A 13,281-nucleotide genomic window follows, 5' to 3' on the forward strand; every position below is an offset into this window, starting at 1 on the left:
TGGGCCCCGACGAACGGGTCGCTCCCCCGGCCGCGCTCGACCTCTTCCTCGGCGCAGCCGACGCGCCGGCGCGACCCCGCCGCGTCGACCCGGGGGCACCGGCCGACCTCTGCGTCCTCGACCGCCCCCTCGAGGACCTCCACCGCGCCCTCGCCGGCGATGCACCCCTCGACCCCGTCGTCGTCACCATCGCCGGAGGCGAGGTGATCGCCGACCGGCGCCAGCGCTAGCCCAGAGCGGCGACGACCACGTCGAGCTGCGTGCCCTTGGCCGTCGGGTCGCCCAGCTCGACGGTCCACCCGAGGTCCCGCAGATCAGCCGCCAACCGGGCCGGGGTGCGGGGGTTGGCGCCGCTCTCCAGCAGCGACCGCACGATCCGGCCCTTGGTGGCCTTGTTGAAGTGGCTCACCACCTGCCGCCGACCGTCGACCTCGTGGAGCACCCGCACGGTCGCCACCCGCCGGGCGAGCGAGGCCGGCGGCCGCCAGAAGGCGACGTAGGTGCCGGAGCGGAGGTCGACCAGGAGCCGCCCGTCGCCCAGCGCCCCGGTCACCGCCGACCCCAGGTGCTCCCGCCAGTGGCCGGCGACGCTGCCGAGCCCGGGCAGCGCGGCGTCGCCGGAGAGGCGGTAGGCGGGGATGCGGTCCGCCGGCCCGACCAGGCCGAAAAGGCTCGACGTGACGACCAGCCGAGAACCGGCCCGCCGCTTGGCGCCCGCCGAGAGCGTCGGCACGTCGAGGGCGTCGTAGAGCACCCCGGAGTAGACCTTGTCGGCCCGGGCGGTCGGCGCCGCCCGCAGCCGGGCGTTCAGCTCGACGAGGTCGGGTCGGGACGGCGGCACACCCAGCGTCGCCGCGGCCTTCTCCGGATCGCCCGCGCACAGCGCCACGAGCGCCTCCACCACCTGCTCCCGCGCCCCCGCCAGCCCTGGGAACGAGAGCGCCCCGACGTCCAGCGCCCGCCCCCGCCGAGCCGCCGTCTTCCCCTCGCTCGGCGGCAGCAGCATCAGCACTGACGGAAATCTTGACATAGCGTGCCAGCATGTCGCTGGCGATCACGGATGACCATCGGGCCCTGGCGGACACGGCGGCCGATTTCCTGTCTCGGCGGGGGGCTCGTGGCGCGGCGCGGGCGCTGTTGGAGGCGTCGGAGGAGTCGAGGCCCGACTTCTGGGACGACCTGTGTGCGCTCGGCTGGTCGGGCCTGCACCTGCCGGAGAACCACGGCGGCTCGGGCTACGGGCTGGCGGAGCTGGTGGTCGTGGTCGAGGAGCTGGGACGCGCCCTCGCGCCCGGCCCGTTCGTCCCGAGTGTGGTCGTGAGCGCGGTGATCGCGGCGGCGGGCGACGACGAGCTGCAGCAGCGCCTGCTGCCGGGCCTGGCGGCGGGGACGACGACGGGCGGGGTGGCCCTCGAGGCCGACGGCGCCACCGCGGTGGTGCTGGGCGGCGGCCTGGCCGACGTGGTGCTGGTGGCGGTCGGCGACGACGTGGCCGTGGTCGACACCCACGCGGAGGGGGTGACGGTCGAGTCGCCGCGCAACTTGGATCCCACCCGTCGCAGCGCCAGGGTCCGGTTCGACCTCGACGCCGAGGGCACCGCCGTGGTGATGATCCCTGGCGCCCGCCGGACGCTCGTCGACCTGGCCCGCACGATCCTCGGCGCCGAGGCTGTCGGCGTCGCCCGGGCCTGCACCGACATGGGCAGCGAGTACGCCAAGGTGCGCGAGCAGTTCGGCCGCCCGATCGCCACCTACCAGGCGGTCAAGCACCACTGCGCCAACATGCTCGTCGCCACCGAGCTCGCCACCGCCGCGGTGTGGGACGCCGCCCGCGCCGCCACCACCGGGGCCGACCAACTCGCCTACAGCGCCGCCATGGCCGCGACGCTCGCCGCCCGCGCCGCGGACCTGTGCGCCAACCTCAACATCCAGGTGCACGGCGGCATCGGCTTCACGTGGGAGCACGACGCCCACCTCTACCTGCGCCGCGCCAGCGTCCTGGCGGCCCTGCTCGACCCCCACGCCGCCGCCACCGAGGTGACCGACCTCACCCGGGTCGGCGTCCGCCGCACCCGTAGCGTCGACCTGCCGCCCGAGGCCGAGGCCATCCGCGACACCGTGAAGGCCTTCGCCGAGACCATCAGCGCGCTCCCCGCCGACACCCAACGCAGCGAGCTCATCGAGTCCGGCTACGTCATGCCGCACTGGCCCCGACCGTGGGGCCGCGACGCCAGCGCCGTCGAGCAGCTCGTCATCGAGCAGGAGTTCGAGGCCGCCAAGGTCCAGCGGCCGGCCTACGGGATCACCGGCTGGGTGATCCTCACGCTCGTCCAGTACGCCACCGAAGACCAGGTGGCCCGCTGGGTGAAGCCGGCGCTCAACCAGGACGTGATCTGGTGCCAGCTCTTCAGCGAGCCCGACGCCGGCTCCGACGCCGCCGGCATCAAGTCCAAGGGCACCCGGGTCGAGGGCGGCTGGCTGGTCAACGGCCAGAAGGTGTGGACCAGCGGCGCCCACATCGCCGGCCAGGGCTTCGCCACCGTCCGCACCAACCCCGACGCCCCCAAGCACAACGGCATCACCACCATGGTGATCGACATGCACGCGGAGGGCGTCGAGGTCCGGCCCCTCAAGATGCCCACCGGCGGCTCCGAGTTCAACGAGGTGTTCTTCAACGACGTGTTCGTCCCCGACGACGACGTGGTCGGCCCCGTCGACGGCGGCTGGACCGTCGCCCGGGCCACGCTCGGCAACGAGAGCGTCTCCATCGGCGGCGGCCAAGGCGGCATGGCCATGCCCGGCGACGCCTTCATCGCCCCCCACGACGCCCACCCCGAACGGCTCTCCGGCGGCGCCGGCCGCATCGGCCGCTACATCGCCACCCACCAGGCCATGGCCGCCCTCAACCTACGCAGCGCCCACCGGGCAGTCGCCGGCGGCGGGCCCGGGCCCGAAGGCAACGTCACCAAGCTCGTGCTCTCCGAGAACGGCCACGAAGCCGCGGCGATGCTGGCCGAGCTCACCGGGACCGACTCGGTGTTCATGGACGGCCCCGGCGCCATGGCCGGGATGCTCACCCTCATGCACCGCGCCATGTCCATCGCCGGCGGCACCTCCGAGATCAAACGCAACCAGATCGCCGAACGCATCCTCGGCCTCCCCCGCGACCCGCTCATCGGCTGACGAAGTTCACGGACGCGTCGCGACCCGGCAACAGGGCTACCCGGACGGCTGTCGTCGCGCTCCTCGCGGCCGCCGTGTTCGGTGGCGGACTCGCCCCCGCCTCGGCATCCTCGACGTCGGCCGCCCACCGGCACCCCCGCACGTTCGACCTCCAGGCCCACCGCGGCGGCCTCGGCCTCGTGGTCGAGAACACCCTGCCGGCGTTCGCCAACGCCTCCAGGCGGGCCTGCCCACGGCGACCCGCAGGGCGGCAAGGTGACCGACCCCGGCTACGTGCCCTTCATCGCCATCGGGGTCGACGGGATCATCACCGACGTGCCCGACCAGCTCCGCACGATCATGGCCGCCCACGGCTTCGAGCTGCCGAAGGCGTACCGCCTGCCGCGGGGAGGCGGCCACCACTAGCGGGAAACGGTGGCCCTTTTCGCGGAGCCGTTCGAGCCGTTGGTTCGGGGGCCGACGTCCGCCTGGGCCTGTCGGAGACGCGCGCGGGCGCCTTCGACAGGCCCGGGGAAGATGCCGAGGACCTTCAGCGCGCCATGGGCGGCCCGGTCGCGGGAGCGCAGGTGGTCGGCGTGGCGACGCCATTGCGCCTGGTGGCGACGGTCATCGGCCATCGTCGACCCTCCCTCCTCCAACTGTGCGTGACGCACAGTGGATCGCACATCTGACAGACCGCAGAGTAGCATCGCCACCACACCGAGCAAGGGAACGTTCGGGGTAATCGCGCTGCTGTGCTAGACGAGGGTGATCGACCAGAAGGACAGCGGCGGTGCCCCTCGACGCACCAGCCCGATCGTCGACGCCCGCAACCTGCGCCGCCGCTTCCTCGCGGCCCGCCACGCCGCCGGCTTCGCCACCCGCAAGGCCGCCGCCGACGCCCTGGGGTTCAGCCTCCGCAAGCTCGACCTGATCGAGAACGGTGAGCGTTCGCTGCTCGCCCGCGACCTCGACGTCGTGTTCGCGTCGATGCCGGTGTCGCAGGAGGAGGGGGCGGAGTGGCGACGCCTGGCCGAGGGCGCCCGTACCCGGGGCTGGTGGGACCGCTACTCCGACGCCGAGCTCCCCCCGGGCGCCAAGCGCTGGGCCTCCTTCGAGTGGGGCGCTCGCCGCATCCGCGGCTACAGCGGCACGGTCGTCCCGGGCCTGCTGCAAACCGACGAGTACACCGAGGCGATGCTCGAGATCGGTCTCTCCACCCGCTCTCCGGAGGAGCTTCGCCGGTTCGTCACGGTCAAGGCACAGCGGCGTACCGTGCTCGACGAACCCGAGGCCCTCAGCTACCACGTCATCTTCGACGAATCGGTGCTCCACCGTGACGCCGGGCCCGGCGTGATGCCTCGACAGATCGAGCACATCCTCGACGTGATCGACACGCACCCGAACGTGACGGTCCAGGTGGTGACGTTCTCCGCCGGGCTGTACCCCGCCATGTCGGGCGCCTTCACCATGCTCGATCTCGGGATCGAGGGCGACGACGGGCTCGTGAACCTCGAGCCGGGCCTCCTTGACTCCATCTACATCGAGGATTTCGCCCAGATCGCCACGTACAGTCGCATGTTCCAGGCAATGGCACACGACGTGGCGGAGTCGGCGTCGGATACGGTACGGGTGCTCCGTGGGGCGCGACTCCGCTCATAGGAGCAAAAGGTGAGGAGAGCGTGTTCAAGACGAAGATGCCAGTCGGTCCGTGGCGCAAGGCCAGCGCGAGCAACGGCCAAGGCGGTTGCTTCGAGTTCGCTCCGTCGGTGGGGGGCGGTGTGCTGCTCAGGGACAGCAAGGACAAGGGCCAGGGGCCGATCCTGCAGTTCGACCGCAACGAGTTCGAGGCCTTCCTCAAAGGCTGCAACGACGGGGAGTTCGACGACCTCCTCGGCTGACCCCGGACGCGACGGCGGGGGTGCCCCCGCAGGGCACCCCCGATCGTCACCCGCCGTGGGCTAGTAGTCGTAGTCCTCGTCCGCAGGGTCCTCGGAGTCCGTGTCCGCAGGGTCGGAGTCCGCGGGGGCCGAGTCGGCAGCGGGGACCGGGGCCTCCTTGATCAGCGTGCCGTCGGCGGCGACCACGAACCAGACCTCGCCGGAGCCCTGGCCGTTCACGTCGCCGGGGCCCGAGTCGCCGGAGAACCGGTAGAGCGGCCACTTGCCCGCCTCGAGCTGCGTCCCGCCGTCGACGCCGTCGACCAGCGTGAACACCGCCGGGTCGAGGCCCTCACCGACCACCGGGTCGCCCTCGATCAGGTGGGCGGGCCAGGTGCCGGCGCAGTCGCCGGCGCAGGTGGGAACGCCGTCGGCGTCGTCGGTGAAGCCGTACAGGGTGTTGCCGTCGCCGTCGACCAGGATCTCGCCCAGCGGGCTGTCGGCCACCTCGACGCTGGTCGCCGCGGCCGCCGCCTCGGGATCGGACCCGCTGCCGGCCGGGGCCGGGTCACGGATCAGCTTGGCGTCGAGGCCCACGACGAACCACACGTCGCCCGAGCCCTGGCCGTTCACGTCGCCGGGGGCCGTGTCGCCCGAGTAGTAGTACAGCGGCCACTTGCCGGCGACGAGCTGCTCGCTGTCGTCGTCACGGCGCACGGTGGAGAACACGCCGCTGTCGAGGCCGGGGCCGACGGTCCAGTCGCCGCCCACCAGCACCGGCGGCCACGCATCGGCACAGGTGCCGGTGCAGGTGCTGACGCCGTCGACGTCGTTGGTGAAGCCGTAGAGGGTCATCCCGTCCTGGCCGACGAGGACCTCGCCGAGGGCGGTGGTGGCCGAACGCACGGCCACCGAATCGCCGGCCGAGGCCGACGCCGCCTGATCGGCTGGTGGTGAAGGCGCTGAGGCCTGGGTGTCGTCCTTCTTGTCGCCGCAGGCGGCGAGGGTGAGGGCTGTGGCCGCGACGAGAGCGGCGAAGGTTCGAGTGCGCATGGTGGTCTCCTGTTGATCACGTCAGCGGACCGTGAGGGTGCCGCTCATGTCCGGGTGGATCTCGCAGTGGAAGTCGTAGGAGCCGGGCTGGGCCGGGGCGACGAAGGCGCCCGCGGTACCCCCGGACACCTGGCCCGAGTCGAAGTCGCCGCCGTCGGCGGTGGCGGTGTGGGGAGCGCCGTCGCGGTTGTCGACGGTGACCTGACCGCCGGCGGCGACCTCCACCGACTCGAACTGGAAGCCGCTGATCTCGAGCGACGCCGGGGCCGCGGTGGCGGTGGCGCCCTCGTCCGACGAGCCCGAGTCGGCGCCGTAGCCGCCGCCCGTGTCGGTGTTCGTGTTGACGTTGGCAGCCGGTGCCGGCGCCGCGGCCGGGGTGTCGTCGCCGGGCTCCAGGAAGAGCGCTCCGGCGGCGACGCCTGCGGCAGCGACGCAGACGACGAGTGCTCCGGTGATGGTCGAGTTGCTCATGGCCGTCGATACGGAAGGTGCCGGGGAACGGTTCGATCAGACACCGGGAAATCCGACGTTCTGGAAGAACCACAGCGACGACGTGAGCCACAGCACGGTGAGGCAGGTGACCAGCAGCCCGCCGAGCACCGGCAGCGCCATCCGGGGCAGGCGGTCGCTGCGCAGGGCCAGCATCTTCGTGGTGAAGGCGCCGTAGAACGCGCAGCCGAACAGGGAGTGCGCCAGCACCCGGGAGTCGGTGTCCTGGAAGCCGAGCGACCAGAGGCAGTGGTAGGCCACCGGCAGGGTCACGACGAACGCCGCCGTCCCCGACCAGCGGTGGACGAACGGGAGCCACGGCGGCCGCGTGTGCACACCGGGCAGGTGGCCCCACATGGCCAGGGCGCTGGTCAGCTGGCCGATCGCCAGCACGAAGGCGCCGGTGGCGAGCCAGGCCTTCATCGACAGCACCGTCGGGAACCCGAAGGTGGTGATGCTGCCACCGGTCGGCTCGTGCACCCGGCCGTAGGTGCCGAGCGCCAGGGCCACGGCGGCGCCCGCGGCCGCGGCGGCCAGGAGCGCGTTGGTGTTGGGGACGGTTCGCGTCGTCATGCCCGCAGGTACGGAAGCCGGCCGCCCGCGGTTCGTTCAGGTCTGGGGCAGCTCGCCCCGCAGCACCACGACGCCCTCGGCGAGGGTGCCGCCGTCGACCGGTTGGCGGGTCACGGTGATGGCGTCGTAGCCCGCCGGGTCGACGCCCAGCCACAGCTGGACCTCGTCCTCGTCGCCCCGCTGGTGGAACGTCCCGGCCGACACCTTGCCCTTGCCCTCGGCCACCAGCCACGCCTCGTAGAAGGTGCCCTCCGGCGCCGGGGGCAGCCCGTCGGTCGCCAGCACCACCGAGAACCCGGACGGCTCGTCGCGCAGGGTCACGGTCGCCGAGGCCGACGGCGCCTCCTCGGTCCCCGCCAGCGCCACCTCGACGCCCGACGGCGACGAGTCGCCCGTCAGCACCAGGCTGCCGCCCACCGCCAGGCCCACCACGACCACCGCCGCGGCCGCCAGCAGCCCCGGACGCTGCCACACCGGCCGCCGTCGGGGCGCCGGCGCGCGATGGCGCGGCAGCTCCGACACCGGGGCGCCGGCCGTGTCGGCCCCGAGCGCCTCCGCCAGCGTCCGCTCGCGCAGGCCCGGGGAGACCTCCGCCCAGACGGCGGGGTCGTCCAGCAGCCGGGCGAGCGTCGGGTCGACGGGGTCGGTGCCGCTCACGACGGTAGGTACGGTCCTGGTCGGTGGGTCGGTTCGGTGGACATGACGATCCTCAGAACGTATCCATGCTGGGTGCGAGCGCCGCCGCGAGCTGGCGGTAGGCGGTGTGGGTACGGGACTTGACGGTGCCGAGCGGCACCCCGAGGCGCTCGGCGATCTCGGGTTGGGTCAGCTGCTCCTGGTGGGCCAGGCGGACGACGTCCCGACTGGCCGGCGGCAGGGCGTCGATGGCGGCGCGCAGCGCCCACACGTCGGCGATGTCGCCGATCGACGGCGGCTCCACCACGGGCAGGTCGAGCGGGGCCACGTCGTCGATGTTGCGGGCCTGGTGGCGGCGCTCGCGGCGCCACACGTCGACCGCGGTGCGCCGGACGATCGACCGCAGCCACGGCCCCAAGGGCCGCTCCGGGTCGAACGTGGCGGCGGCCCGCCAGGCCTGCACGAACGCCTGCTGCACCGCCTCCTCGGCCAGGCGCCGGTCACCGAGCAGCGTGGTGGCGACGCCCAGCATCGGCCCGGCGTAGGCGTCGAAGACCTCGCCCAGGGCGGAGTCGTCGCCCGCGGTGAACCGCTCCTCGACCGACGCTCCCCGTTGCCTCCGACCCATGCTCCGCCCTGCCTCGTCCGCCCCTGGACAGTATCGGCAGTTTGAGGACCGGGGTGCCGGGGCAGCGTCCTCGGCCACGAGGAGAGATCGAGCCACCACGCTGCGTCGCACCGCCGGCGCCGTCACCCTCCTGCTGGGAGCGGCCACCCTGGGCTGCTCGGGCGACGCCGACGGCATCACCACGCTGACCTGGTACATCAATCCCGACAACGGCGGGCAGGCGGCGCTGGCCGAGACCTGCACCAAGGCCGCCGACGGCAAGTACCGCATCACCACCGCGCCCCTGCCGAACGACGCCGACGGCCAGCGGGAGCAGCTGGTCCGGCGGCTCGCCGCCAACGACTCGTCGATCGACCTGATGAGCCTCGACGTGGCGTTCCTCGCCGAGTTCGCCCACGCCGGCTTCCTCGAGCCCTTCGACGAGGACACGGCGACGGAGCTCACCGACGGCGTGCTCCCCGCACCTGCCAAGTCGGCCACCTGGGACGACAAGCTGATGGCGGCTCCGTTCTGGGCCAACACCCAGCTGCTCTGGTACCGGAAGTCGGTGGCCGAGAAGGCGGGCCTCGACCCCGACAGCGGTCCCGTCACCTGGGACCAGGTCATCGCCGCCGGTGAGCAGACCGGCACCACCGTCGAGGTGTCGGCCGCCCAGTACGAGGGCTACGTGGTGTGGATCAACGCCCTGGTGGCGGGGGCCGGCGGTGAGATCCTGTCCGACGTCGAGGCCGGTCGCGACGCCACGCCCGAGATCGACTCCGACGCCGGCCGGACGGCCGCAGGGATCATCGGTCAGCTGGGCCGGTCCTCGGTGGCCGACCCGCAGATCGACACCGCCACCGAGGAGACCGTGCGCTCCGGGTTCCAGGCCGACGACGGCGGCTTCATGGTCAACTGGCCCTACGTGTACGGCGCCGCCCAGGGCGCGGTGGCCGACGGCTCCCTCGACCAGGCCGTGTTCGACGACATCGCCTGGGCCCGCTACCCGCAGTCGGTCGCCGGCACCGACAGCGCCCCTCCCCTCGGCGGCATCCACCTGGGCGTCGGCGCCTTCGGAAGTCACAAGGACCTGGCGGTCGACGCCGTGCGCTGCCTCACCTCGGACGACAGCCAGACCGCCTACATGCTGGCCGAGGGCAACCCCGCGGCCCGGGGCGACGTCTACGACGACGCCGACGTCCAGGCGAAGTTCCCGATGGCGCCACTGATCCGCGACTCGATCGCGTCCGCCGGCATCCGGCCGCAGACGCCGTTCTACCCCGACGTCAGCGCCGCCCTGCAGCGCACGTTCTCGCCGCCCCGCAACGTGCGCGCCTCGACCACGCCGCGCCGGGCGGCGCAGCTCATCACCGACGTGCTCAACGACGAGGCGCTGGTCTGATGGCCGTCCGGTCGGACACGATCCGCGCCCGCGACGAGCAGCGGCTCGGCTGGTACCTGGTGGCGCCGGCGTTCCTGGTGATGCTGGCCGTCACCGCCTACCCGGTGGGCCGGGCCATCTGGCTGTCGCTGTTCCGCAACCGGATCACCGACCCGGGCGGCACCGAGTTCGTCGGCCTCGACAACTACAAGGTGGTGCTCACCGACAGCCTGTGGTGGACCGACGTCGGCACCACGGTGATCGTCACCGTGGTCACGGTGGTGGTGGAGCTGGTGCTCGGCTTCGCGCTGGCCAGCGTGATGCACCGCGTCGTCCTCGGCCGGCGCACGGTCCGCACCGCGATCCTGATCCCCTACGGGATCGTCACCGTGGTCGCCGCGTTCGCCTGGCTCTACGCGTTCTCGCTCAGCTCCGGCTTCGTCAACTCGTGGCTCGGGCTGGAGGACAAGGCCTGGTTCGGCGACCGCTGGTCGGCGCTGTTCGTGATCATCCTGTCGGAGATCTGGAAGACGACGCCGTTCATGTCGCTGCTGCTGCTCGCCGGCCTGGCGCAGGTGCCGGAGGAGCTGCAGGAGGCGGCCCGGGTGGACGGGGCGACCTGGTGGCAGCGCCTGTGGCGGGTGACCCTGCCCAACATGAAGCCGGCGATCATGGTGGCGCTGCTGTTCCGCACGCTCGACGCCTACCGCATCTTCGACTCGATCTTCATCATGACGGGCGGCGCCGAGAAGACCGAGTCGGTGTCGTTCCTGGCCTACCGCCAGGTGATCGTGCGCACCGAGCTGGGCCTCGGCTCTGCGGTGTCGATGCTGCTGTTCGCCACGGTCGTGCTGATCGCCTTCGTGTTCGTGAAGGTGTTCGGCACCGACCTGTCCCGGGTGCGGGGTGAGTGAGATGAGCGCATGAGCTCCCGCCGCAGAACCGTCGGCTGGGCCGTGGCGGGCCTCCTGATCGTCACCTACACGCTGGTGCCGGTGGCCTGGATCGTGTCGCTGTCGTTCAAGAAGGGCGACGACATCGACAACAAGTCGTTCCTCCCCAAGCAATGGACCTGGGACAACTACCGGCAGGTGTTCGACACCGACCTGTTCACCTCCGCGCTGCGGAACTCGATCGGCATCTCGCTGATCTCCACGGTCCTGTCGGTGACCCTGGCGACGGTGGCCGCCTACGCGATCGCCCGGCTCGAGTTCAAGGGCCGCAAGTTCGTGCTGACCACCGCCCTGGCGATCGCCATGTTCCCCACGGTGGCGCTGGTCGGGCCGCTGTTCGACATGTGGCGCTCGATCGGCCTCTACGACACCTGGCTGGGGCTGATCATCCCCTACATGTCGTTCACGCTGCCGCTCGCCATCTGGACGCTGTCGGCCTTCTTCCGCCAGATCCCCTGGGAGCTGGAGCAGGCCGCCCAGGTCGACGGGGCGACGCCGTGGCAGGCGTTCCGCAAGGTGATCGTGCCGCTGGCGGCGCCCGGCGTCTTCACCGCCGCGATCCTCACGTTCTTCTTCGCCTGGAACGACTTCGTGTTCGGCATCTCGCTCACCGCCACCGACGCCGCCCGTCCGGTGCCGGCGGCGCTGGCGTTCTTCACGGGCGCCTCGTTCTTCCAGCAGCCCACCGCCGCCATCTCCGCCGCCGCGGTGGTGGTCACGATCCCCGTGATCGTCCTGGTGCTGATCTTCCAGCGCAAGATCGTGGCGGGCCTGACGTCCGGTGCCGTGAAGGGATGAGGTAGCCCATGTCCGCGATCCGCCTCGACAAGGTCTCCAAGGCCTACGGCACCAACGACCCGGTCGTCCGCGACGTGAGCCTCGACATCGACGACGGCGAGTTCGTGATCCTCGTGGGGCCGTCGGGCAGCGGGAAGTCGACGCTGCTCCGGATGATCGTCGGGCTGGAGGACGTCACGTCGGGCGACGTGTTCATCGGCGGCGACAACGTGACCGGCAAGCCGCCCCGCGACCGCAACCTGGCGATGGTGTTCCAGAACTACGCGCTGTACCCGCACCTCACGGTGTTCGAGAACATCGCCTTCCCCCTGCGGCTGAGGAAGACCCCGCCGGCCGAGATCACCCGGCGGGTGGAGGACGCCGCCGAGACCCTCGACCTCACCGACTACCTGCAGCGCAAGCCGGCCCAGCTGTCGGGTGGCCAGCGCCAGCGGGTGGCGATGGGGCGGGCGCTGGTGCGGGAGGCCGACGCGTTCCTGTTCGACGAGCCGCTGTCGAACCTCGACGCCAAGCTGCGGGGCCAGGTGCGCACCGAGATCGCCCGCCTGCAGGACCGCCTGGGCGTGACCACCGTCTACGTGACCCACGACCAGGTGGAGGCCATGACCCTGGGCGACCGGGTGGCGGTCCTGCGCAAGGGCGTGCTGCAGCAGGTGGCGTCGCCGCGGGAGCTCTACGACGACCCCGTCAACCTGTTCGTCGCCGGCTTCATCGGGTCGCCGGCGATGAACTTCCTGCCGGCCCAGGTGAGCGACGGGCGCCTGTCGCTCCCGATCGCCGACGTGCCGCTGACCCCGGCCCTGGCCGCGGCCGCCGAGGGCCACGACGTGCTGCTCGCCGGCCTGCGGCCCGAGAGCTTCGAGGCCCTCGAGATGGTCCCCGAGGAGCACCAGGAACTGGGGGTGCCGTTCCGCGCCACCGTCGACGTGGTCGAGTGGCTGGGCAGCGAGCAGTACGCCTACATCCCGTTCGACGTGCCGCCCGAGATCCGGGGTCCGCTGGCGGAGCTGGCCGAGGAGCTCGACAGCGAGCAGCTCCGCACCCAGATCGTGGTCAACGTCTCCACGGAGAGCCACATCCGCCCGGGCCAGGAGGCCGACCTGTGGCTCGACCCCCGGGAGCTCCACCTCTTCGACCCCCACACCGGCGACAACCTCACCCTCTCCTAGGCGTCGCGGAGGCGGTAGATGGCGGTGTGGGCGGTCCGGGCGACCGGGCGGTCGCCGACGAGCTGGAGGACGTCGAGGTCGACCAGCTGGTGACCCCGCCGCTCGTGGAGGTCGGCGACCCGGGCCCGGGTCTCCACCCGGTCGCCGTCGCCCACCAGGCCGAGGAGCTGCACGCGGCTCTCCGTGTGGATCCACGGGCCCAGCACCACGTTGGCGACCAGCAGCGAGTTGGCGAAGCGCAGCAGCCAGCCGGGATGCGCCAGACCCTCGTCGCGGAACAGGGGCAGCGCCTCGCCGACGTCGTCGAGGTACTCGTGCGCCCTGTCGGCCCGGAAGGTGGCGGCGATGCTGCCGAGGTCCGCCCCGGAAGCGGGCCGTGATCGTGCCGCCGGCCAGCCAGCGGGCGCCCCACCGTTCGGCCGGCAGAAGGCACAGGTAGGCGTACACGTCGACACCCGGCACCAGGCCGCCGCGGAACCCGAACCGCTGGGCCACCTCGTCGTCGTGGATCTTGTTCGACGAGGCCGTCGCCGTGTTGAACGCCTTGACCGTGTAGATCATCCCGGAACGTAGCCGGTGT

Annotated in this window: 17 protein-coding genes; 9 read left to right on the forward strand and 8 right to left on the reverse strand. The window is 72.2% G+C overall.

From position 1 onward, the window contains the following. A partial coding sequence (locus VK611_21280; protein ID HMG43879.1) for a hypothetical protein occupies window positions 1-230 on the forward strand: 230 nt, incomplete at its 5' end. Here the strand turns inward: VK611_21280 and yaaA are convergent. Continuing rightward, window positions 227-1,006: a peroxide stress protein YaaA gene (gene yaaA / locus VK611_21285; GenBank protein ID HMG43880.1), complete on the reverse strand. Its 780-nt coding sequence runs from the start codon at window positions 1,004-1,006 to the stop codon at window positions 227-229. The two genes, VK611_21280 and yaaA, sit on opposite strands and share 4 nt — an antisense overlap. A 35-nt stretch (window positions 1,007-1,041) precedes the next feature. Between yaaA and VK611_21290 the strand changes: the two genes are divergently transcribed. Both VK611_21290 and VK611_21295 read left to right on the forward strand, forming a co-directional pair. Next, window positions 1,042-3,183, forward strand: a complete 2,142-nt coding sequence (locus VK611_21290; GenBank protein HMG43881.1) for an acyl-CoA dehydrogenase — start codon at window positions 1,042-1,044, stop codon at window positions 3,181-3,183. Between the two features lie 255 nt (window positions 3,184-3,438). Next, window positions 3,439-3,588 (forward strand): hypothetical protein, encoded by a 150-nt coding sequence (locus VK611_21295; protein ID HMG43882.1) that lies wholly within the window; start codon window positions 3,439-3,441, stop codon window positions 3,586-3,588. On the opposite strand, the gene VK611_21300 is transcribed toward VK611_21295, so the two are convergent. Further along, window positions 3,585-3,800: a hypothetical protein gene (locus tag VK611_21300; protein HMG43883.1), complete on the reverse strand. Its 216-nt coding sequence runs from the start codon at window positions 3,798-3,800 to the stop codon at window positions 3,585-3,587. The genes VK611_21295 and VK611_21300 overlap by 4 nt on opposite strands. Window positions 3,801-3,930: 130 nt before the next feature. Between VK611_21300 and VK611_21305 the strand changes: the two genes are divergently transcribed. Continuing rightward, window positions 3,931-4,824: a DUF5753 domain-containing protein gene (locus tag VK611_21305; protein HMG43884.1), complete on the forward strand. Its 894-nt coding sequence runs from the start codon at window positions 3,931-3,933 to the stop codon at window positions 4,822-4,824. Window positions 4,825-4,844: 20 nt separating this feature from the next. Beyond that, complete coding sequence (locus VK611_21310) at window positions 4,845-5,063, forward strand: DUF397 domain-containing protein (protein HMG43885.1); 219 nt, start codon at window positions 4,845-4,847, stop codon at window positions 5,061-5,063. A 60-nt stretch (window positions 5,064-5,123) separates the two neighbouring features. On the opposite strand, the gene VK611_21315 is transcribed toward VK611_21310, so the two are convergent. Genes VK611_21315 through VK611_21335 form a run of 5 tightly spaced genes read right to left on the reverse strand, consistent with a single transcriptional unit; the run spans window position 5,124 to window position 8,421 of the window. Next, window positions 5,124-6,095, reverse strand: coding sequence for a hypothetical protein (locus VK611_21315; protein ID HMG43886.1), 972 nt, complete (start codon window positions 6,093-6,095; stop codon window positions 5,124-5,126). A 21-nt stretch (window positions 6,096-6,116) separates the two neighbouring features. Continuing rightward, window positions 6,117-6,566 (reverse strand): cupredoxin domain-containing protein, encoded by a 450-nt coding sequence (locus tag VK611_21320; protein ID HMG43887.1) that lies wholly within the window; start codon window positions 6,564-6,566, stop codon window positions 6,117-6,119. 36 nt (window positions 6,567-6,602) lie between these two features. Further along, entirely contained in the window at window positions 6,603-7,157 is a 555-nt protein-coding gene (locus VK611_21325; protein ID HMG43888.1) for a DUF6529 family protein, read from the reverse strand. A 36-nt stretch (window positions 7,158-7,193) separates the two neighbouring features. Beyond that, complete coding sequence (locus VK611_21330) at window positions 7,194-7,814, reverse strand: anti-sigma factor (GenBank protein ID HMG43889.1); 621 nt, start codon at window positions 7,812-7,814, stop codon at window positions 7,194-7,196. 52 nt (window positions 7,815-7,866) lie between these two features. Next, window positions 7,867-8,421, reverse strand: coding sequence for a sigma-70 family RNA polymerase sigma factor (locus tag VK611_21335; GenBank protein ID HMG43890.1), 555 nt, complete (start codon window positions 8,419-8,421; stop codon window positions 7,867-7,869). Here VK611_21335 and VK611_21340 point away from each other — a divergent pair. Genes VK611_21340 through ugpC form a run of 4 tightly spaced genes read left to right on the forward strand, consistent with a single transcriptional unit; the run spans window position 8,420 to window position 12,701 of the window. Further along, entirely contained in the window at window positions 8,420-9,802 is a 1,383-nt protein-coding gene (locus tag VK611_21340) for an extracellular solute-binding protein (protein HMG43891.1), read from the forward strand. The genes VK611_21335 and VK611_21340 overlap by 2 nt on opposite strands. Then, on the forward strand, window positions 9,802-10,695 hold the full coding sequence (locus VK611_21345) for a sugar ABC transporter permease (GenBank protein ID HMG43892.1): 894 nt from the start codon (window positions 9,802-9,804) through the stop codon (window positions 10,693-10,695). The genes VK611_21340 and VK611_21345 overlap by 1 nt, the downstream gene beginning before the upstream one ends. Window positions 10,696-10,704: 9 nt before the next feature. Beyond that, window positions 10,705-11,532: a carbohydrate ABC transporter permease gene (locus VK611_21350; protein HMG43893.1), complete on the forward strand. Its 828-nt coding sequence runs from the start codon at window positions 10,705-10,707 to the stop codon at window positions 11,530-11,532. 8 nt (window positions 11,533-11,540) lie between these two features. After that, entirely contained in the window at window positions 11,541-12,701 is a 1,161-nt protein-coding gene (ugpC, locus tag VK611_21355) for a sn-glycerol-3-phosphate ABC transporter ATP-binding protein UgpC (protein ID HMG43894.1), read from the forward strand. On the opposite strand, the gene VK611_21360 is transcribed toward ugpC, so the two are convergent. Then, window positions 12,698-13,156: a hypothetical protein gene (locus tag VK611_21360; protein ID HMG43895.1), complete on the reverse strand. Its 459-nt coding sequence runs from the start codon at window positions 13,154-13,156 to the stop codon at window positions 12,698-12,700. The genes ugpC and VK611_21360 overlap by 4 nt on opposite strands. Window positions 13,157-13,281: the final 125 nt, after the last annotated feature.

This window comes from Acidimicrobiales bacterium (assembly GCA_035316325.1).
Lineage (GTDB): Bacteria > Actinomycetota > Acidimicrobiia > Acidimicrobiales > VFJN01 > DASXTK01.

Bases quoted from the DNA above. Each gene is read 5' to 3' on its own strand.
- yaaA (HMG43880.1), bottom strand. From the start codon at position 1,006: ATGCTGCTGCCGCCGAGCGAGGGGAAGACGGCGGCTCGGCGGGGGCGG.
- VK611_21290 (HMG43881.1), top strand. From the start codon at position 1,042: ATGTCGCTGGCGATCACGGATGACCATCGGGCCCTGGCGGACACGGCG.
- VK611_21300 (HMG43883.1), bottom strand. From the start codon at position 3,800: ATGGCCGATGACCGTCGCCACCAGGCGCAATGGCGTCGCCACGCCGAC.
- VK611_21315 (HMG43886.1), bottom strand. From the start codon at position 6,095: ATGCGCACTCGAACCTTCGCCGCTCTCGTCGCGGCCACAGCCCTCACC.
- VK611_21320 (HMG43887.1), bottom strand. From the start codon at position 6,566: ATGAGCAACTCGACCATCACCGGAGCACTCGTCGTCTGCGTCGCTGCC.
- VK611_21325 (HMG43888.1), bottom strand. From the start codon at position 7,157: ATGACGACGCGAACCGTCCCCAACACCAACGCGCTCCTGGCCGCCGCG.
- VK611_21340 (HMG43891.1), top strand. From the start codon at position 8,420: ATGCTCCGCCCTGCCTCGTCCGCCCCTGGACAGTATCGGCAGTTTGAG.
- VK611_21335 (HMG43890.1), bottom strand. From the start codon at position 8,421: ATGGGTCGGAGGCAACGGGGAGCGTCGGTCGAGGAGCGGTTCACCGCG.
- VK611_21345 (HMG43892.1), top strand. From the start codon at position 9,802: ATGGCCGTCCGGTCGGACACGATCCGCGCCCGCGACGAGCAGCGGCTC.
- VK611_21350 (HMG43893.1), top strand. From the start codon at position 10,705: ATGAGCTCCCGCCGCAGAACCGTCGGCTGGGCCGTGGCGGGCCTCCTG.
- ugpC (HMG43894.1), top strand. From the start codon at position 11,541: ATGTCCGCGATCCGCCTCGACAAGGTCTCCAAGGCCTACGGCACCAAC.